The following is a 19029-nucleotide window of genomic DNA, read 5'->3' on the forward strand; positions in this document are numbered from 1 at the left end:
TTTGTGTGCGTTTAGGAGCGCTCACCGCTCCTCGATGCACACAAATCGCCGTTATTTGACCGCGCGGCCGATCGCGAACTCCGCCACCGGCAACGGCAGCCACGCGGGCATCGTCCACTCGCGCCGCGCCTGCGACACCGCGAACCCGACGCCGATGATGCTCTGCTCGGTGTGACGATGCGTGTGACAGTTTCCCAGCAGCCGCGGCCAGAACGTCCTGTCGGCAAACTTCTGCACTTGCGCGCGCCAACCGCTGCTGGCGATGTGCTCCAGATAGCGAAGCTCGCCGCCCGGTTTCAACAGCGAATGCAGCTCCCGCAGAACACGTTCGGGGTCGTCGACGGAGCACAACACGAGCGAGCACACCACGGCGTCGAACGGCTCACTGCCGGACGCGAGGTACTGCTCCACCGTGTCGCTGCTGACCGTGACGGGCACCGGCGCCGCAGCGGCCGCCTGCTGAGCCAGCTCGGCCAGCCGTCGCTCTGGTTCGACAGCAACGACTTCCGTCACCGTTTCGGGGTAGAACTCGAAGTTCGTTCCCGTCCCCGCACCCACCTCGAGCACGCGACCGGACAGCCCCGCCAAGTTCTGCTGCCGCAGCCGCCGGATGGCCTCGGTCTCGTGTGCGGACATCACGGTCCACAACCGGGCGAAGAACGGGTTGTCAACTGTTTCGGACATTCAGGAGTCCCTTCAACTGGGCCACGGCATCTTGCGGGGCGGTCGCGGGACCGACCGCGCCCCCCACGATCTCTCCCACGACGACGGCTTTCAGCACACGGTCGGCGAATTCCTCGGTCTCACCCCAGGGCAAGTATGGCCGCGAGATGAACATCGCCGCCACCCCGTGCGCGGCCGTCCACAGTTCCAGCGCGATGGTGGTCGAATCGCCCTCCGGCAGGATGCCTTCGGCCATCAAGGTCTCCGCGGTGTTGCGGATATGAACGAACGCCGACGTGTTCAGCACCATGTCCACATCGGACCCCGGCCGACCCTCCCCCATCGTCGCGATCCGATACAGCTCAGGGGTTTTCACCGCGAAGCGGACGTAGGCCAGCCCCTGCGCACGCAGGGCATCGATGGCCGAGGAATGACTGGCGACGGCCGCCTGCATCTCCTCATCGAGCTTCTCGAAGTACCGTGCACACACCGCGTCCAGCAGGGCGTCCTTGTCGGTGAAATGGAGATAGATCGAGGGTGGGGTCACCCCGACCCGTTGCGCCACCGACCTGATCGACACGTCTTTGGCGTGACCGGTTTCCAGCAGGAGATCCGTAGTCGCGTCCAGAATCTCGTCGCGGAGTTGCTCACCTGAGCCGCGCGGCGCACGTCGTCGCTTCATCGGGAGGTGACGGTTTCCTCGGTCCGCGTTCCCGCGGCCAGCGCGGGATCGTCACCTGATTCGCTGAACCCGATCCGCTCGTGCAGCTTGGCCAGGGGCTTGGGCGCCCACCAGTTCCACCGCCCGAACATGTGCATGAATGCGGGAACCAACGCCATACGCACCAGTGTGGCATCAGCGATGATGGCCAATGTCATACCGACACCCATCATTCTCATGAAGGACACCTGTGCGGCGATCAGCGCGGCGAACGAGATCGACATCAGCAGCGCGGCCGCGGTAACGACGCGTCCCGTCCTGGCGAGACCCAGCGCCACGCTCTCGTCGTTGTCGGCGCGCGTCCTGCCTGACTTCAACCAGAATTCGCGGATCCGCGACACCAGGAATACTTCGTAGTCCATCGACAGCCCGAACGCGATGCAGAACAACAGCACCGGCATGTTCGCGACAAGTGTTCCGGTGGGTGTGGTGCCCAGCGCACCCAGATGCCCGTCCTGGAAGATCCAAACCAGTGCGCCGAACGCAGCAGTCAGCGATAACACGTTGAGCACCAACGCCTTGAGCGGCAGCACCACGCTTCCGGTGAGCAGGAACAGCAGCACGAACGTGATGCCCGCGATCACTCCGAGGACCAGGGGCAGTCGCGATGTGACGGCTTCCGAGCTCTCGCGATTGATCTGCGCCACCCCGGTGACAAGCACCGGCTTTCCGTCGGGTGCGGCAACGGCGTGTATCGCGTCGAGTTGGGCGTTGGACGCGTCGGTGAACAGCTTCGCGGTGCTGCCGATGGTCAAAAAGGCGCTGCCGTCTTTCATCGCGGTGGCATCGGCGGGCGGGCCGACCAGTCGGCCGTCGACGAACGCACCGCCTGGAGCGGACACCGATGACACGTCGACGACCTGTGAGAGTGCCGCCGCGTAGCGATCGAGTTCGGCAGGCGTCACTCCCTCGGTCTCGGGCAACACGACGACGACATTGGTCGACGAGTCGACGGCGAAGTCGTTGCGCAGATCGTCACCGATCTCGCGCGCCGAGGCGGATTGCGGCAGCACGCGATCGTCCGGGAAGCCCCATTTGATGCCCAGGAACGGGGCACCGAGAAGCAGAAGGAGGGCGACGATGGCGACGGCAATCGGAATCGACCGGCGCATAACGAATTTCGTGCTGCGGTACCAGAACGTCTGCTCGACCGGCTTGCGCACCGGTTCGGGCCGGCGGAGCAGACGGCGGAACAACCGTCGGGTGTCCAGCGCGTCCAGTCGATCGCCCAGCAACACGATCGCCGCGGGCGCCACCACGATTGCGGCGACGGCCGCGAACGTCACGACGGCGATCCCCGCGTAAGCGAACGACTTGAGGAAGTACATCGGGAACAGCACCATCGCCACCATCGACAACGCGACGGTCAGCGCCGAGAACAGCACCGTCCGCCCCGCGGTCGTCATGGTGCGGATCAGCGCCCGGTCCCGGTCCGCGCCCTCGGCGAGCTCCTCGCGGTACCTGCTGATGATCAGCAGCGAGTAGTCGATGGCGAGCGCCAAACCCATTGCGATAGTGAGGTTCATCGCGAAGATCGACACATCGGTGACAAACGTGACGGCACGCAGCACCGCCATCGATCCGAGGATCGCGAACCCGCCGATAGCAAGCGGCAGTGCCGCGGCCAGCACGCCGCCGAACACCCAGACCAACGCGAGGAAGCTCAGCGGGATGGCGATGGCTTCCATCGTCAGCAGGTCTTTCTCGGTCTGCGCGTTGATCTGCACGTAGATCATCGCCTCACCGCCCGCACGCACCGTCACGCCGTCGCGGTCGTGGACAAGTCGCGCGGTGAGTTCCTTGGCGTGCTTCTGCGCGCCGGTCTCCCCACCGGTGAGACCGGCGACGATGAGACCCGTCTTGCCGTCCTTGCTCACGAGCGCGGGCGCGGCCGACGGCGGCGCGGTCCACGCCGAGGTCACCTGTGCGACGCCCGGCGCTTCCTGCATTTGCGTGATGATGTCGGTGGCGACGGCGCGGGCGGCGGGACTCTGCGCTCCCGCGGGTGCGTCGGCGTCGGTAACGCTGATGACGAGCTCCATGTCGCCCTGACCGAACTTGTCGACCAGCAGCTGTGTCGCCCGCGTCGATTCGGACGTCGGGTCCTGGAAGCCGCCGGCGGACAGGCTCTTGGCGACGGGGATGCCGAAGATCCCGCAGGCCACCATCACCAATGCTGCGATGGCCACGATGCGCCTTGGCGCGGCGATCGCCAGCAGTGCGATGCGGTGAAGCACGTCGCGTCCTCCCCATGAGATCAGGCGTTGGATATCGCAGATAACTTATCAGCGATAACTTACTGCGGCAAGGTCCTGCCCTTAGCCACGGGACGGACCGCCAAGACGTTCAATCGCCAGCCCGATGAGATTCGGGGGCGCCGCGGGTCTATTGCTGCATGACTACCTCGCCCGCCGACACGACCACCTCGACCACGCCGCTGACCGACATCGGCCTCCTGATCCTGCGGATCGGGTTAGGCGCGTCCATGCTGTACGCCGGTCTGCGGAAAGCCTTCGATTTCAGCACCACCACCGGCTTCATGGAGGCAGGCGGATGGCAGCCGTCGACGCTTGCCGCACTGATGGTGACGGCCGCCGAGACGCTCGGCGGGGTTGGATTGCTGCTGGGCGTGCTGACGCCGCTGGCGGCGTGCGCCGTCATCGCGGCGATGGTCGACGCGTGGGCGGTCAACGTCTCGGCCGCGGCTGTCTGGTACGACCTGTTCAACGCACCGTTTCTGATCGCGCTCGGTGCGACGACGCTACTGTTCACCGGCGCGGGTGCGCTGTCGCTCGACGCGCGCATCTTGGGCCGGACGGTGTGGCCGGCGCGGTTCGCGGTCGGGTTGTTGGTCATCGCGATCGCCGCAGCGATCCTGACGTGGATACTGCTGAACGGGACGAACCCGATCCACTTCAGCTCGCCGACCAGCTGAAACCCAGCGATCTCCCAGGACACCCGGACCCTACCCGGGAGTAAGAATTGCCACTGTTTTCCGAATCGTGACTCAAAGATTCCTTAATGGCGATGGTTACTGTTCAGTACATGTGGATCGACGACACCAGTGCTGATGTCATCAAGGTTGACTTCGAGGCGCTCTACCACGGTGATTTCCTGGTAGAGGGCGACACGTCGGAGCAGCTCGACGACGAGCACCCACTGCCCACCGCGGTCTGAAAAAACGCGCGCCCGGCGGGCGCGCGTTTTTCCGTGATGGTTGCCCCGTACCGGGGCCTCTATGCGTTGATTCCTGTTTTCTGAATTCCCGCTCTAAGCGACGTTCTCTTCCTCGTCCACCTCGAGCATTCCGCTGAGCCTGCCGGTGATGATCTCCTCGGCGTCGGCGACGATGCGGGACACCAACTCTTCGCAGGTCGGGATGTCGTTGATCAGCCCCATCGCGGTGCCCACCGACCAGATGCCGGCATCCAGGTCGCCCACCTCGTAGACCTTGACCCCACGCGATCCCGCGACCAGATCCTTGACGTCCTCGAACTGACCGCCACGGTTGAGGATTTCCACCACCTCGCGTGACACCGCGTTGCTCGCGACGCGGGCGGTGTTACGCAGCGGGCGGAAGATCAACTCGGTGTCGAGCTCGCTGCCCGCCACGATCGCTTCCTTGACCTTCTGGTGGATGGCCGACTCGACGGTGCACATGAACCGTGAACCCATGTTGATGCCGTCGGCGCCCAGTGCCAGCGCGGCGACCAGGCCACGCCCGTCCGCGAACCCACCCGAGGCGATCATCGGGATGTCGATCTTGGCCGCGGCGGCAGGGATCAGCACAAGACCCGGGATGTCGTCCTCGCCGGGATGGCCGGCGCACTCGAACCCGTCGATGCTGATGCCGTCCACACCCAGGCTCTGCGCCTTGACCGCATGCCGCACCGAGGTGCACTTGTGCAGCACCTTGATGCCGTTGTCATGGAACATCGGCAGATGCGGTGCGGGGTTGGAGCCCGCAGTCTCGACGATCTTGACGCCCGAATCCACGATCACCTGCCGGTACTCGTCGTATGGCGGCGGGTTGATCGTCGGCAGGATCGTCAGGTTCACACCGAACGGCTTGTCGGTCAGCTCGCGGCACCGGTCGATCTCCTTGGCCAGATCCGCCGGCGTCGGCTGCGTCAGCGCCGTGATGAACCCCAGCGCACCCGCATTCGCCACGGCCGCAACGAGTTCCGCACGGCCGACCCACTGCATGCCACCCTGCACAACGGGATGCTCGATCCCGAAGGTTTCGGTGAACTTCGTGTTGATGCTCATCGGGGCGCCATCCTGATCGCCCCGTCCAGACGGATCACCTCACCGTTGAGCATCGGGTTCTCGACGATGTGCACAGCCAGCGCGCCGTACTCGTCGGGATCACCGAGGCGCGCGGGATGCGGCACCTGCTTGCCCAACGAGGCCTGCGCCTCTTCTGGCAGGGAACCGAGCAGCGGAGTCTTGAACAGACCGGGCGCGATGGTGCACACGCGGATCAACTCGCGCGACAGGTCACGCGCGATCGGCAGCGTCATCCCGACCACGCCGCCCTTAGACGCGGAGTAGGCCGCCTGACCGATCTGGCCCTCGAACGCCGCGACGGACGCGGTGTTGATGATGACGCCGCGCTCCTCGCCGAGGGGCTCGGTCTTGGCGATGCGCTCAGCGGCCAACCGCAGCACGTTGAACGTACCGATCAGGTTGACCTCGATGACCTTCTTGAAGCCGTCGAGCGGGAACGGGCCGTCCTTGGACAGCGTCTTGATGGCGTTGCCGATGCCCGCGCAGTTGACGTTGATGCGCAGCGGACCCATCGACTCCGCGACGTCGAGGGCCTTGCCCACCGCGGCTTCGTCGGTGACGTTGGTCTCGACGAACTTGGCGCGATCACCGAGCGCGGCGACGGCCTCTTCGCCCTTGAGGTCGATGACGACGACGGATGCGCCCCTGTCGAGCAGTCGCTTGGTGGTGGCCAGGCCGAGGCCCGATGCGCCACCGGTGACGACGGCTACGGCGTCCTTGATCTCCACTTGAGGGTGTTCCTTTCTCTAGGCCCAGTCTCGTAAGACGGCTTCGGTGTCCGCTCCGGCTTCGCCGGGTGGTGTGGGCTTCGGCGGCACGCTTCGGGAGAACCGCGGCGCCGGCATCGGCTGCAGGAAGTCACCGTCGCGATAGAAGGTGTTGCGTTCGGTGACATGCGGTTCGGACTCGACCTCGCTGAACGACAGCACGGGTGTCACGCAGGCGTCGCTCTCGGCGAACACCTTGGCCCAGTGGTCGCGGTCCTTGCTCGCGATGACCTCGGTGAACTTCGCGCGCAGTTCAGGCCAGCGGCTCGCGTCGTTCTGGTCCGGCAGGTCGGCGTTCTCGAGACCGAGGCCCTTGAGGAACTCGGCGTAGAACTGCGGCTCGATGCACCCGACGGCGATGTAGCGGCCGTCGGCGCAGGTGTACGTGTCGTAGTAGGGCGCGCCACCGTCGAGGATGTTGACCCCGCGCTCGTCTTTCCAGAGCCCGTCCTGCAGGAAGCCCCAGATCATCTGCGCCAGCACGCTGGAGCCGTCGATCATCGCGGCGTCGACCACCTGACCCTTGCCCGAGGACTGCCGCTCGAACAGCGCCGCCAGGATGCCGACGAGCAGGAACATCGAGCCGCCGCCGAAGTCACCGGTCAGGTTCAGCGGCGGGACGGGGCGCTCACCCGCCCGCCCGATCGAGTGCAGCACACCGTTGAGCGAGATGTAGTTGATGTCGTGGCCGGCCTGCAGTCGGCGGGGTCCGGTCTGGCCCCAGCCCGTCATGCGTCCGTAGATCAGCCGTTCGTTGACCTTTGCGCAGTCCTCCGGACCCAGGCCGAGCCGTTCGGTGACGCCGGGGCGCAGGCCCTCGATCAGCACGTCGGCCTTCGCGACGAGCCGCAGCACGAGTTCGCGCCCCTCGTCGCTCTTGAGGTCGGCTGCCACCGACCGGCGGTTTCGCAGCGTGGCCTCACGCTTGCTCAGCGGGATGCCGCCCAGCTTGCCCGGCCGCTCGATGCGCACCACGTCGGCGCCGAGATCGCCAAGGATCATCGATGCGTGCGGCCCGGGTCCGATGCTCGCGAGTTCGATCACCCGCAACCCATGTAGTGGTCCCGCCATGCTTACCGCCCTTCGTTGGACTAACGCTCCCGGATCGCCGACATAGCTTACTTGTATAACCAAGTGGATCAGTCCTAGGGTGCAGCCATGACAACCGTCGACTCGAGCGGGCAGACGTACACCGGCATCGACGACCTGCTCGTCGAGCTGAAGGGCGGCGTTCTGCACCTGACCATGAACCGGCCGGACAGCCTCAACTCGCTGACCGCCGCGATGTTCCGGACGATCACCTCGACTCTCGAGCAGGCCGGCACCGACCCACGGGTCAAGGTTGTCCGCCTGGGCGGCTCCGGCCGGGGCTTCTCGTCAGGGGCGGGCATCAGCGACAAGGACCAGGCGCAGAAATCGGAAGACGGACCCGAATCGGTGCTCAGGGCGGCCAACGACGCCGCGCGAGCGATCGTCAACGTGCCGCAGCCCGTGGTTGCGGTCGTGCAGGGCCCGTGCGCGGGGGTCGGGGTGTCATTGGCGCTCGCGTCCGACGTCGTCGTCGCGTCGGAGAAGGCGTACTTCATGTTGGCGTTCACCAAGATCGGACTGATGCCCGACGGTGGCGCATCGGCGTTGATCGCTGCGGCGGTCGGTCGCATCCGGGCCATGCGGATGGCGTTGATGGCCGAACGCATCAGCGCCCACGATGCCTTCGATTGGGGCCTCGTGTCCGCCGTGCATCCGGCCGAGGAACTCGAGGCCGAGGCCGACAAGGTGATCGCCACACTGCTGAACGGACCCGCCGTGTCGCTGCGCAAGACCAAGCACGCGATCAACGCCGCAACGCTGACGGAGCTCGAGGCGGCCATCGGCCGCGAGACCGAGGGCCAACTGGTGCTGCTCGATTCACCCGATTTCCATGAGGGCGCGCGCGCCTTCCAGGAGCGACGGCAGGCGAACTTCACCGACTCCTAGCCGCGTAAGCCCGCGAACAAGAGTGCACTCGGCAATTGAAAATCGGTGGACTCGGGGTCAACCGGTCAGCGACCATCGATAGGTGAGTACGCAATTCGAGATCGAACAGCCGGTGCGCGCCGCCGGCGGTTGGCGCGTACTCGCACCGTTCCAGAGCCGCGATTACCGCCTCCTCATCGCCGCCGTTTCACTGTCGATCTTCGCCGAGGGCATGTGGGCCGTCGTGATGGCGCTGCAGGTCATCGAGCTCAAGAACGACCCGGCGGCACTTTCGCTTGTCGCGACATGCCTGGGCGTTGGCTTGGTCGCCTTCCTGCTGGTCGGCGGAATCGCCGCCGATCGCTTCGATCAGCGCGCGATCATCATCGTCGTCGAGGCCGTCAACGTCACCGTCACCTCGGTGGTCGCGGTGCTGGGACTGACCGGCGCATTGCAGATCTGGCACATGGCCGTCGCCGCTGCGGCGTTGGGTATCGCAGCGGCGTTCTTCTTCCCGGCCTACAGCGCCATCCTGCCGAGGATCCTGCCCGCCGAACAACTGTTGGCGGCCAACGGAGTCGAAGGTGTGGTGCGCCCTGTGTTTCAGCGCGCCGTCGGTCCCGCGGTCGCGGGCATGCTTGTGGGTGCGACGATGCCGGCGCTGGGCTCGGTCGTCGTCGCGGCGTTGTTCGCCGTTGGCCTGGTGCTGCTGATCGCCAACAGACCCGCCAAAACGCCTGCCCCCGAACCGGTCCAGGAGCGTATGCACCTGGTGCACGATCTGCGCGACGGCTTCGTCTTCATGCTGCGCACGCCGTGGTTGGTGTGGACGTTGCTGTTCGCGAGCATGTTCGTGCTCGTGGTGCTGGGCCCCATCGAGGTGCTGCTGCCGTTCATCGCCAACGACCGGTTCCACGACGGCGCGAGCGCCTACGGCTTCATCCTGGCGTTCTTCGGAATGGGCAGCGCCCTTGGCGCGCTTGGGGTGTCATCGCGCCGGCTGCCACGTCGCTACCTCACGGTGATGATGGCGATGTGGGGCGTCGGCTCCATCCCGTTGGTGATCGTCGGCTTCACGTCGTCGTTCACATTGATGGCGGTCGCGACGTTCGTCATCGGCGTCACGGACGGGGCGGGCATGGTCATCTGGGGCACACTGCTGCAGCGACGGGTCCCGCGGGAGATGCTGGGCCGGGTGTCGAGCCTGGACTTCTTCGTCTCACTGGCCTTCATGCCGGTGTCGTTCGCGATCGTCGGCCCGCTGTCGAAAGTCGTTTCGATGCAGACGATCTTCCTCGTGGCAGGCCTCGCGCCGGTGGTGCTGGCGGCGGTCGCGATGTACGCGGCGAAGATGCGGCGCGACGAGTTGGCGCACCCGCTGCGTTAAACGCCGAACATCGGGGGAAGTGCGAGCACCATGACCAGACCCCAGAAGAAGTGGGTCAGCATCGGTGCGAGCACTCCCCCGGTCGCTCGGCGCTCGAACGCACACACCGTGCCGAGAATGATCGCCGCCACGCCGAGCATCGGGTTGCCCGTGGTGACAGCCGTCGCGATGACGTAGAGAACCGTCGACACCAGCACCGGATGGAAGCGTCCCAGCGCGGTGTACAGCGCGCCACGGAAGAACATCTCCTCGGCCACACCGTTGACGACCGTGATGAACGTGACCAGCAGCAGCGGCCCGTAGTCAGCGAATTCCAGTACGCGGGTGATGTATTCGCGCACACCGGGAATCTCGCGGGCGATCAAGCCACCGACGATGAATACGGCACCCAGCACCAAGCCGACAGCCGTCCCGGTGAGCCACGGACGCTGGTTGCGTCCACGGAATCGAATACAGCCGAGATGCAGCGGGCCCGACGCCAACGCGCCGACCGCCCACACCCCGGCCAACGCCAGCGTGAGCCAGTAGAACGAACTGTCTCCCGGCGGCCGGGTCAGCGAGTACCCGAGCAGCGCAGCGCCGATCACCAACACGACCGCGACGACGATGCGTCTGCGCCGGATCACCGAGGGTGGCTCGTGATGCGGCACCGGGCACGCGCCGATGATGTCCTTGGCTTCGGCCAGCCATCGCGGCCGCGTCGTGGCGGGCTGGGTCACGCCGACTTCACCTTCGGGACAAGGCCGATGGCTGTGTCGAGTCCGGTGCGCACCGCCGCGGCGACCGGGCCCGGCACGGCACCGAGCAGCGCCAGCGCCGGCCGCGCGAACGACGGGGTGATTGAGCTGGCCAATTGCCGGATGCGGAAGGTGTCGCCGCCCGCCCATGTCGGGTCGGTGTCAGCCAGGTGGTGCGGATCGGCGAGTGCGTCGACCGGTTGCGGCTTACGGCTCGACAGCGCCCGCGCGATCGCCTCATCGATCCCGACGAGGCCGCCGGGAGGATCGGGTACCAGATCACGAAGACCGTTGCCGGAGGCCAGCATTGGATGGTCCAGCGACTCGACGAGATCGGAGGCCAGCCCGCCGGGCACCGGCAGCACCGCCGACGTCACCAACGACACCAGCCCGGTGTCCACGCCGTTGACGGGCAGTTCGGCGCGCCACTTACCGGCGATCCGCGCGTACGTCCGAAGGAGATCGGCGTACGACGTGGTCTCCGGCCCGCAGATGTCGTACGCGCCGGCGGGCACGTCGGCCCCGGCAGCGGCGACCAGGTAGTAGACGACGTCGCGAATCGAGATCGGGTCGATCGGATTGACCGACCACCCGGGCATCGGCATCAGCAGGAATCGGTCGGCGACATAACGCAACATCTCGAACGACGTCGAGCCCGACCCGATGATCATCGCCGCACCCAGCCAGACGACGTCGGGGCCGCCGGCCACGCTGAGCGACTCGGCGACTTCGGCGCGGCTGCTCAGATGTTCGGAGAGGTTGTCGTCGTCGGGGACGAACCCGCCGAGGTACACGATGCGACGGACGCCGGCCGCCTTCGCCGCGTTCGCCACAGTGGCCGCCGCTCGGTTGTCCGCTTCGCGAAAGCCGGGCTGCCCTATCCCGTGCACCAGGTAGTAGACGACGTCCACCGGGCCCGCCGCGTCCAAGGCGTGCCGCACCGATTCGGCGTTGTGCGCGTCCAACGCGACGCCCTTGACGCGGTCGTGCCAGCCGAAGTCGGCCAGTCGGGCAGGGTTTCGGGTGGCGGCGACGACGTCGTGACCCGCGTCGAGCAGGGCGGTCACGAGCCGCGATCCGACATAGCCGGTCGCGCCGGTCACCAGTATTCGCTCGTTGCTCACGGTAGGGCTGTACCCCGAGACAACCGAATCACAACCTCGATCAGGAGCTGTCGGCGACGCGGTGCAACTCGACGAGCGCCTGGTACACCTGCGCGTTGTGCCGATTGTGCGCGACTTCGGCGTCGCTGAGAGTGCGCCGAATCTTGCCGGGCACTCCTGCCACCAGCGATCGCGGCGGTACGACGAAACCCTGCGGCACCAACGCGCTGGCGGCGATCAGCGATCCTGCGCCGATCTTGGCGCCGTTGAGGATCACCGCGCCCATCCCGATGAGGCAACCGTCCTCGACCTCGCATCCGTGCAGAACGGCGTTGTGCCCGACGCTGACGTTGGCGCCGATGCGCACCGGAAATCCGGGGTCGACGTGGATGGTGACCCCGTCCTGGATGTTGGTGCCGGCGTTGATCTCGATGGGTTCGGCCTCCGCGCGCAGGGTGGCGCCGTACCAGACGCTGGCCCTCGCGGCGAGCGACACCTGACCGATCAGGCTCGCGTTCGGCGCCACCCAACTCTCGGCGTGCAGTGCGGGCGCGCGACCGCGGATGGTCAGGAGCAGCGGCTCAGGCATGCACGCATCGTATGCAGGCGCCGACCCGCGGTCGGACGTCGGTGCGCTTTGATCGCCGATCATGACATCCTGACCCGATGACATCTCCGACAGCACTCGAGGTCGTCGACGGCGTCGACCTCGCCGGCAAGGTCTGCGTCGTCACCGGGGCGTCGGCAGGACTGGGCCGCGAATCGGCACGGGCACTCGCCAAGACCGGTGCGCACGTCATCCTCGCCGCGCGCAATCGGCAGGCGCTCGACGACACCGAGGCGTGGATCCGCGCCGAGATCCCGGGCGCGCTGACGTCGACCGTCGAATTGGACCTCACATCGCTGGCGTCGGTCCGTTCGGCGGCGGAGGCGATAAGCACCGCTGCGCCCGCGATCCACGTGCTGATGAACAACGCAGGAGTGATGTTCACCCCGTTCGGCCGGACGGCCGAAGGCTTTGAAATGCAGTTCGGCACAAACCATCTCGGACATTTCGAGCTCACCCGGCTGCTGATACCCCAACTCGTTGCCGCAGGCGGCGCGCGGATCGTCACGCTGTCGTCGGATGGCCACCGGCTTTCCGACATCGACCTCGATGACCCGAATTGGCAGCGTCGGGAGTACGACAAGTTCGCCGCCTACGGTGCGTCGAAGACGGCCAACATCCTGCACGTGGTCGAACTGGACCGGCGGCTGCGCGACCAACGTGTCAGGGCCTATGCCGTGCACCCGGGAATTGTGGCGACTTCGCTCGCGCGCCACATGACCCGCGACGACTTCACCGCGCTTACGCAGTTCGCACCGTCGGATCCCAACCAGGAGAAGGTCGACGTCCGTCGCGATTTCACGGTGCCCGAGTTCGGCGCGGCCACGCAGGTGTGGGCTGCGGTCAGCGGCGATCTCGCCGACGTCGGCTCGGTGTATCTCGCGGACTGCCGCATACAAGAGGACGTCGCACGGTACGCGGTGGACGACGCGCGCGCCCGACAGCTGTGGGACGTCTCGGAGAGCCTCTGCGCCGTCGCGGTGCCCGAAGACGCCTAGGCGCCCTGATAGACCTTGCGGTAACTCGACGGCGACATCCCGACGCCGCGACGCAGGTGATGGCGAAGGTTTCCGCCAGACCCAAGGCCCGACAGTCTGGCCACCTCGTCGACCGAATGGTCTTGTGACTCAAGGAGTTCGCGGGCAAGGTCGATGCGGCGGTTGCGGATCCACGTCCCGGGCGCCTGGCCGGTCTCTTCGCGGAAGCGCCTGTTGAACGTGCGCGCACTCATCTTGGCGTGCCGGGCGAGCCGCTGCACCGTCAGCTCGTCGTCGAGATGCTGGAGTGCCCACTCGCGCGTCGCCGCGGTCGAGGAGTGATCGGGTGCGGGCATCTGCCGTTCGATGAACTGCGCCTGGCCGCCCTCGCGCCACGGCGGCACGACGCAGTACTTTGCGACCGCATTGGCCACCTGCGCACCGTGGTCGGATCGAATGATGTGCAGACACAAGTCGATTCCGGCCGCAAGCCCCGCTGAACTGAGGACGTCACCGTCGTCGACGAAGAGCACGTTCTCGTCGACGCGCACACGCGGGTGCAAGCGGCGGAGGTCGTCGGCGAATCGCCAGTGGGTGGTGGCCGGGCGTCCGTCGAGCAGTCCCGCCGCCGCGAGCACGAACGCCCCGGTGCAGATCGACACGAGTCGGGTGCCGGGACGGATCAGCGCCAGCGCTGCGGCGACGTCGGGCTCCAGCGTGCCGTCGATCCGCGCCGGCGGATAGCGGGTGCCCGGGACGACCACGGTGTCGGCGGTCGCCAGGGCCTCCTGGCCGGCCTCGGCTACCACCGCGAAGCCGGTCGTCGCGGGCACGGGGTCGCGGGACAGTGCGCACGTCACCACGTCGTAGAGCGGCTTGCCATCGGCGTCGTGTGCGTTCGAGAACAGCAGCGGCGCGATGCTGGCATCGAAACCCACGACGGGCGGCAGGAGCAGGACGGCGATGCGGTGCACGCACCCAGTTTGGCATGTTTTTGACGAATGATGTCATTCATGCCACTAGTCGTGCCGAAATCGGTACGCGAGGGTGATGCGGTGACGTCGACCGCCCCGCAGAAACCCAGCCAGGAGTCCACGCGGAAGCCCCACATCCACTGGGCCTGGGTGGTCGCGGCCGTCAGCTTCGTCGCGATCCTCGGTGCGGCGGGTTTCCGATCCGTGCCGGGCGTGATGATGAACCCGCTGCATCACGAGTTCGGCTTCTCCCACGGCGTGGTCGGACTGGCGATGTCGGTCAACATGACGCTGTTCGGCCTCATGGCACCGTTCGCCGCCGCGCTGATGGACCGCTTCGGTGTGCGCCCGGTGCTGTCGGGAGCGCTGCTGATGATCGCCGGGGGTTCGGCGCTGTCGGTGACGATGACGACCAGTTGGCAGCTGGTGTTGCTGTGGGGCGTACTCGTCGGCGCCGGCACAGGCGCGATCTCGATGGGCTTCGTCGCCACGATCGCGACGCGCTGGTTCGAGGCACGGCGCGGCCTCGTGACGGGGGTGTTGACCGCCGCGAGCGCGACGGGGCAGCTGATCTTCCTGCCGGTCGTCGCCGAGGTCACCACCAGGCACGGGTGGCGCTGGGCCTCGCTGATCGTCGCGGCCGCCGCGTTGTGCGTCGTCCCGCTGGTGTTGGTGTTCATGCGAAACTATCCGCAGGACAAGGGTTTAACGGCCTACGGTGCGACGACTGCGACCGAACCGGCCGAGGTTCCTGCGTCCAGCTTTCGCGCCGCGTTCGACGGTCTGCTGATCGGTGCGCGCGTGCCTGCGTTTTGGCTACTGGCCGCCAGCTTCGCCATCTGCGGGATGACGACGAACGGGTTGATCGGCACGCACTTCATCCCCGCGGCCAACGATCACGGCATGCCCACGACCGTCGCGGCCGGCCTGCTGGCGACCATCGGCATTCTCGACGTCGCGGGCACGGTGTTCTCCGGATGGCTGACCGACCGCGTCGATCCGCGCCTTCTGCTCGTCGTCTACTACAGCGGGCGCGGGATCTCGCTGCTGGCGTTGCCGTCGCTGCTCTCGCCGCAGGCTGAACCCAGCACATGGGTGTTCGTCATCTTCTACGGCCTGGACTGGGTGGCCACCGTGCCCCCGACGATCGTGTTGTGTCGCGACTACTTCGGCAGTCGGTCCCCCGTCGTGTTCGGCTGGGTGTTCGCATCCCACCAACTGGGGGCGGCAGTGGCCGCGGCGGGCGCCGGTTGGCTGCGTGATGTGGACGGCGGCTATGACGTGGCGTTCTACCTCGCAGGCGGCCTTTGCTTCGCCGCTGCGGCATTCTGTGGCCAGATCCGCAAAGCGCAGGTCAGAGCGCCTGCCACGTGAGTTTCGGCTGGTTCGCACTTTGGCGTGGGCCCACTACGGGCTTTAACATGCGTTGCGACTGAAGAGACTCGAGGAGCACACGTGAAGACCCGCACCAGCAAGGCCATCGGAGCCGCCGCCGGAATCGCCGCCATCGCGCTGTCAGTTCCCCTGGCAGTGACCGCCTACGCCGAGCCGACCGAGGCCCCGACGCTCGAGATCCCCGATCCGCAGGGGCCGGGCTGTGACGAGTTCAAGACCGAGGTGCCCAACTACAAGTCGCTGGCGAACTCGCCGGTGGGCGCCGCGCTGCAGAGCATCCCCGAGGCAAGCACCTTCTACTCGGCGATCTCGGGCGGCTTCAATCCCGCGGTCAACATCGTGCCGGTCCTGGAGAACGGGCCGTACGTGGTGTTCGCGCCCACCAATGAGGCGTTCGCGGCGCTGCCGCCCGCACAGCTCGACGCGCTCAAGGCCGATCCGGCCGCGTTGAGCGACCTTGTCTACTACCACGAGTTCCTCGGCCTGCTCGGCAACGAGGACGTCAAGGGACAGCGGCCGACCCAGCAGGGTGCCGAGATCAACGTCGAGGGCGAGGGCGGCGACATCACCGTCAACGACGCCAAGCTGGTCTGCGGTGCGATCTTCGCCAAGAATGCGCGGATCTACTTGATCGACACCGTGCTCGATCCGAAGTCGCCGCCGGAGCCGCTGACGCCGTCGTCGACTTCGACTACGTCGACCACCACGACGACGACCAGCGAGACCACCCCGACCGAGACTCCCGCCGCCGAAGCGCCGGCCTCGGTGGCCTCGGTGGCGCCGTCGTCGGAGCCCGAGCCGATGCCGGCCGCCGACGCCCCGATCGGCTGAGTTTTCTTGCGATTTCGGCGTGTTTAGTCTCGCTGAGCGGTACCCAGCACGCCGAAATCGCGATAAGCCCTGGCGACTCGTGTGACGAACTGGTAGACGCCGTCCTCATCGGGCGCCAGTGGTCCCGGCCGGGCATGCGGTGACGACAGTCCCCGCTGCACCGACTCGCACGCCGCCCAGTCTTGACGGTTCGTCAGGTCCCAGAAGTCGACCGCATACGACGGGTCGAAATCAGGCTGGGCCGCAACGTCTTTCGGGAACGCCCAGGCGCACTCGACATGCGTGCGGTCGGCGGCCAGCGGTGTCATCATGTGGGTCATCACGTAGTCGGGGTGCAGGCTCACGAGCAGGTTCGGATATCCGACGAGATACATCACGCTGCGCAGCTCGCGTTCGGACAGACCGGCGATGGCCACACCGCCACTCTTGCCCGTCAGCGACATCGTCTCTGCCCCTTCGACGATCGACATCCAGCCGCCCATCCACGAGCCCTTGAGGTCGAGGTTCTCGCCGCTGGTCGGCGGGCTGATCCTGGACAGCTCCGGATGGATCGCCGAGCAGTGGTAGCACTCCTGATAGTTCTCGGCGATGACCTTCCAGTTGGTGGCCAGCTCGTAGGAGTGCCGCGCGACGACGGTCAACTCCTCCGGCCGATACGGGCCGACGATCTCCTCCAGACCCGCGACGTGGTCGGCGAATTCGACGTCCTGGCCACTCGGGTCGACGAACAGCCAGCCGTGCCAGTTCACCAGTCGCAACTCGGCAAGCCCGAACTCCTTGGGCTCGAAGCCTTCGACATCACCGAACGACGGGGCGTTCCGCAGTCGGCCGTCGAGGCGGTAGGACCATGAGTGGTACGGACACACGATGCTGCGACCCTTGGTCACGGTGTTGCACGCCAACAGCTCGTGCCCGCGATGCCTGCACGTGTTCGCGAACGCGCGAATGACGTCGTTCTCGGCTCGCACCAGAAGCGTCGCATTGGCGCCGGTGCCCACTGCCTTCTGCGCACCGACGCCGACGAGGTCGGCCGCATGCCCGACGCACGACCATCCCGAGAAGATGTGGTCCTGTTCCCATGCGAACACCGCCGGATCGACATATGCCTCGCGTGGCAGCATCCGCGACTGACCGAACGGCGCCAGCGCAGCGGCCAGCCCGTCGGCAGGGACAGGAGCCGAACCCTGCTGTTTGAACATACAGTCAGCCTACTGCGCTGGGCCGCCCCGGTCTACAGGGCGTGAGCGACATGCTTGACCCGGGTGTAGTCCTCGAGTCCGTAAAGCCCCAGGTCCTTGCCGTAGCCCGATGACCCGAAACCCCCATGCGGCAGTTCGGAACCCATCGGTGCGTGGGTGTTCACCGAGACCGCACCGAAATCGAGGTCACGAAGGAATCGCATTGCGCGCGAATGGGAACGCGTCCACACACTCGCGGTCAGCCCTTGCTCGACGCCGTTGGCCAATACCAACGCTTCCTCGTCGTCGTGGAACGACTGCACGGTGACAACCGGGCCGAAGATCTCCGACTGCACCAGGTCGTCATCCTGGTGTAGGCCGGCAATCACCGTCGGCTCGAGGAAGAACCCGTCGCTGTCGGGTGCCGCGCCACCCGCGACGAGCTTGGCGTGTGCCGGTGTCGCCGCCAACATCGACTGCACCCGCTGGCGGTGTTCGGCTGAGATCAACGGTCCGATCGTGGTGGTGCGGGCCGCTTCGGCCAACCGCTGCACAACGTCGTCGTAGACGGATTCGTGTGCGATCACCCGGCTTGCGGCGGTGCAGTCCTGCCCCGCGTTGTAGAACGCGGCGAAGGCGACCTGCTCGACGGTGGCCTCGAGATCGGCGTCGTCGAAGACCAATACGGGCGCATTGCCGCCGAGTTCGAGATGCACGCGGGCGAACCGGTCCGCGGCGGCATGCGCCACAGCGCGCCCGGTGCGCGGTGAACCGGTCACCGCCACCATCGCGACATGCGGATGCGCGGCCAGCGCGGCGCCCGCCTCTCCCCCGCCGCACACGACGTTGAACACTCCGGCCGGCAGGACATCAGACAACAGCTCGGCCATGCGTGACGTCGAAGATGGTGTCAGCTCAGAGGGTTTCAGCACGACAGTGTTGCCTGCCGCCACTGCGGGCGCCCATTTCCACGCCGCCATCATGAACGGGTAGTTCCACGGCGTGATCTGCCCGCAGACGCCGACCGGTTCGCGTCGGATGCCGGAGGTGATGCCGTCGATGTATTCGCCGATGCTGCGGCCTTCCGGTGTGCGGCAGGCTCCGGCGTAGTAGCGGACGACGTCGATGCTCGCCGGGATCTCCTCGTCCCGTGTGACATCGGCCGGTTTTCCGGTGTCGGTCACCTCGAGCTCGGCCAGCTCGTCGGCATGCGCATCGAGGACGTCGGCAGCGGCCAGCAGCATCGCAGACCTTGCGGCGGGTGTGGTGCGCCGCCATTCGTCGAACGCCGTGCGCGCGGCGGCGACGGCCAGATCGATGTCGGCGGAGGTGGATTCGGTGGCGAACCCGTGCACCGCCCCGGATGCCGGATCGATGAGTTCACGGCGGTTGCCTTCGGAGGCAGCGACCGAACGGCCGTCGATCACGTTGAGAATCACGTCG

At 66.7% G+C, this 19029-nt stretch carries 19 protein-coding genes; 7 read left to right on the forward strand and 12 right to left on the reverse strand.

What is annotated here, in order from left to right:
• Positions 1–51 precede the first annotated feature (51 nt).
• The 3 genes from H7J93_RS18160 to H7J93_RS18170 are packed head-to-tail and all read right to left on the reverse strand — an operon-like array spanning position 52 to position 3621.
• A complete protein-coding gene (locus H7J93_RS18160) occupies positions 52–684 on the reverse strand; it encodes a class I SAM-dependent methyltransferase (RefSeq protein WP_267307675.1) in 633 nt (210 codons plus the stop codon).
• Entirely contained in the window at positions 668–1345 is a 678-nt protein-coding gene (locus H7J93_RS18165; protein ID WP_267307676.1) for a TetR/AcrR family transcriptional regulator, read from the reverse strand. The genes H7J93_RS18160 and H7J93_RS18165 overlap by 17 nt, the downstream gene beginning before the upstream one ends.
• A complete protein-coding gene (locus H7J93_RS18170) occupies positions 1342–3621 on the reverse strand; it encodes an MMPL family transporter (RefSeq protein WP_267307677.1) in 2280 nt (759 codons plus the stop codon). The genes H7J93_RS18165 and H7J93_RS18170 overlap by 4 nt, the downstream gene beginning before the upstream one ends.
• 158 nt (positions 3622–3779) lie before the next feature.
• On the opposite strand from H7J93_RS18170, the gene H7J93_RS18175 reads away from it, so the two are divergent.
• On the forward strand, positions 3780–4319 hold the full coding sequence (locus H7J93_RS18175) for a DoxX family protein (protein WP_267307678.1): 540 nt from the start codon (positions 3780–3782) through the stop codon (positions 4317–4319).
• A 110-nt stretch (positions 4320–4429) separates the two neighbouring features.
• A complete protein-coding gene (locus H7J93_RS18180) occupies positions 4430–4561 on the forward strand; it encodes a hypothetical protein (RefSeq protein ID WP_110810410.1) in 132 nt (43 codons plus the stop codon).
• A gap of 93 nt (positions 4562–4654) precedes the next feature.
• Here H7J93_RS18180 and H7J93_RS18185 read toward each other — a convergent pair whose 3' ends face one another.
• From H7J93_RS18185 to H7J93_RS18195, 3 genes are read right to left on the reverse strand one after another with little or no spacing between them, the layout of a single operon-like run.
• Positions 4655–5653: an NAD(P)H-dependent flavin oxidoreductase gene (locus H7J93_RS18185; RefSeq protein WP_267307679.1), complete on the reverse strand. Its 999-nt coding sequence runs from the start codon at positions 5651–5653 to the stop codon at positions 4655–4657.
• Entirely contained in the window at positions 5650–6402 is a 753-nt protein-coding gene (locus H7J93_RS18190) for a 3-hydroxyacyl-CoA dehydrogenase (protein WP_267307680.1), read from the reverse strand. The genes H7J93_RS18185 and H7J93_RS18190 overlap by 4 nt, the downstream gene beginning before the upstream one ends.
• A gap of 18 nt (positions 6403–6420) precedes the next feature.
• A complete protein-coding gene (locus H7J93_RS18195; RefSeq protein WP_267307681.1) occupies positions 6421–7512 on the reverse strand; it encodes a CaiB/BaiF CoA transferase family protein in 1092 nt (363 codons plus the stop codon).
• Between the two features lie 87 nt (positions 7513–7599).
• On the opposite strand from H7J93_RS18195, the gene H7J93_RS18200 reads away from it, so the two are divergent.
• Together H7J93_RS18200 and tet(V) are read left to right on the forward strand one after the other, a co-directional pair.
• Complete coding sequence (locus tag H7J93_RS18200; RefSeq protein WP_267307682.1) at positions 7600–8418, forward strand: enoyl-CoA hydratase; 819 nt, start codon at positions 7600–7602, stop codon at positions 8416–8418.
• A 112-nt stretch (positions 8419–8530) separates the two neighbouring features.
• The gene (gene tet(V), locus H7J93_RS18205) at positions 8531–9784 is read left to right on the forward strand and encodes a tetracycline efflux MFS transporter Tet(V) (RefSeq protein WP_267307849.1); all 1254 of its coding nucleotides are present in this window, start codon (positions 8531–8533) and stop codon (positions 9782–9784) included.
• On the opposite strand, the gene H7J93_RS18210 is transcribed toward tet(V), so the two are convergent.
• From H7J93_RS18210 to H7J93_RS18220, 3 genes are read right to left on the reverse strand one after another with little or no spacing between them, the layout of a single operon-like run.
• On the reverse strand, positions 9781–10503 hold the full coding sequence (locus H7J93_RS18210; protein WP_372507932.1) for a CPBP family intramembrane glutamic endopeptidase: 723 nt from the start codon (positions 10501–10503) through the stop codon (positions 9781–9783). The genes tet(V) and H7J93_RS18210 overlap by 4 nt on opposite strands.
• Positions 10500–11645, reverse strand: coding sequence for an NAD(P)H-binding protein (locus H7J93_RS18215; RefSeq protein ID WP_267307683.1), 1146 nt, complete (start codon positions 11643–11645; stop codon positions 10500–10502). The genes H7J93_RS18210 and H7J93_RS18215 overlap by 4 nt, the downstream gene beginning before the upstream one ends.
• Positions 11646–11685: 40 nt before the next feature.
• Positions 11686–12213, reverse strand: coding sequence for a gamma carbonic anhydrase family protein (locus H7J93_RS18220; protein ID WP_267307684.1), 528 nt, complete (start codon positions 12211–12213; stop codon positions 11686–11688).
• Positions 12214–12290: 77 nt separating this feature from the next.
• Between H7J93_RS18220 and H7J93_RS18225 the strand changes: the two genes are divergently transcribed.
• On the forward strand, positions 12291–13229 hold the full coding sequence (locus tag H7J93_RS18225) for an SDR family NAD(P)-dependent oxidoreductase (protein WP_267307685.1): 939 nt from the start codon (positions 12291–12293) through the stop codon (positions 13227–13229).
• On the opposite strand, the gene H7J93_RS18230 is transcribed toward H7J93_RS18225, so the two are convergent.
• Positions 13226–14182 carry a GlxA family transcriptional regulator gene (locus tag H7J93_RS18230; protein ID WP_267307686.1) on the reverse strand — a complete coding sequence of 319 codons (957 nt, stop codon included), beginning with the start codon at positions 14180–14182 and terminating at the stop codon, positions 13226–13228. The genes H7J93_RS18225 and H7J93_RS18230 overlap by 4 nt on opposite strands.
• A gap of 39 nt (positions 14183–14221) precedes the next feature.
• Here H7J93_RS18230 and H7J93_RS18235 point away from each other — a divergent pair, with 39 nt between their 5' ends.
• Positions 14222–15556: an MFS transporter gene (locus tag H7J93_RS18235; RefSeq protein ID WP_267307687.1), complete on the forward strand. Its 1335-nt coding sequence runs from the start codon at positions 14222–14224 to the stop codon at positions 15554–15556.
• 81 nt (positions 15557–15637) lie between these two features.
• On the forward strand, positions 15638–16408 hold the full coding sequence (locus H7J93_RS18240; protein ID WP_267307688.1) for a fasciclin domain-containing protein: 771 nt from the start codon (positions 15638–15640) through the stop codon (positions 16406–16408).
• A 23-nt stretch (positions 16409–16431) separates the two neighbouring features.
• Here the strand turns inward: H7J93_RS18240 and H7J93_RS18245 are convergent, their stop codons facing one another.
• Positions 16432–17607, reverse strand: a complete 1176-nt coding sequence (locus tag H7J93_RS18245; RefSeq protein ID WP_267307689.1) for an aromatic ring-hydroxylating oxygenase subunit alpha — start codon at positions 17605–17607, stop codon at positions 16432–16434.
• A gap of 32 nt (positions 17608–17639) precedes the next feature.
• Positions 17640–19025, reverse strand: coding sequence for an aminobutyraldehyde dehydrogenase (locus H7J93_RS18250; protein ID WP_267307690.1), 1386 nt, complete (start codon positions 19023–19025; stop codon positions 17640–17642).
• Positions 19026–19029 lie beyond the last annotated feature (4 nt).

This window comes from Mycobacterium barrassiae (genome assembly GCF_025822765.1).
In the GTDB taxonomy this organism is placed as follows: Bacteria; Actinomycetota; Actinomycetes; order Mycobacteriales; family Mycobacteriaceae; genus Mycobacterium; species Mycobacterium barrassiae.

Excerpts from the sequence above, each read along its gene's own strand:
- H7J93_RS18160 (WP_267307675.1), bottom strand. The coding sequence starts at position 684 with ATGTCCGAAACAGTTGACAACCCGTTCTTCGCCCGGTTGTGGACCGTG.
- H7J93_RS18165 (WP_267307676.1), bottom strand. The coding sequence starts at position 1,345 with ATGAAGCGACGACGTGCGCCGCGCGGCTCAGGTGAGCAACTCCGCGAC.
- H7J93_RS18175 (WP_267307678.1), top strand. The coding sequence starts at position 3,780 with ATGACTACCTCGCCCGCCGACACGACCACCTCGACCACGCCGCTGACC.
- H7J93_RS18180 (WP_110810410.1), top strand. The coding sequence starts at position 4,430 with ATGTGGATCGACGACACCAGTGCTGATGTCATCAAGGTTGACTTCGAG.
- H7J93_RS18185 (WP_267307679.1), bottom strand. The coding sequence starts at position 5,653 with ATGAGCATCAACACGAAGTTCACCGAAACCTTCGGGATCGAGCATCCC.
- H7J93_RS18195 (WP_267307681.1), bottom strand. The coding sequence starts at position 7,512 with ATGGCGGGACCACTACATGGGTTGCGGGTGATCGAACTCGCGAGCATC.
- H7J93_RS18200 (WP_267307682.1), top strand. The coding sequence starts at position 7,600 with ATGACAACCGTCGACTCGAGCGGGCAGACGTACACCGGCATCGACGAC.
- H7J93_RS18220 (WP_267307684.1), bottom strand. The coding sequence starts at position 12,213 with ATGCCTGAGCCGCTGCTCCTGACCATCCGCGGTCGCGCGCCCGCACTG.
- H7J93_RS18225 (WP_267307685.1), top strand. The coding sequence starts at position 12,291 with ATGACATCTCCGACAGCACTCGAGGTCGTCGACGGCGTCGACCTCGCC.
- H7J93_RS18235 (WP_267307687.1), top strand. The coding sequence starts at position 14,222 with ATGCCACTAGTCGTGCCGAAATCGGTACGCGAGGGTGATGCGGTGACG.
- H7J93_RS18245 (WP_267307689.1), bottom strand. The coding sequence starts at position 17,607 with ATGTTCAAACAGCAGGGTTCGGCTCCTGTCCCTGCCGACGGGCTGGCC.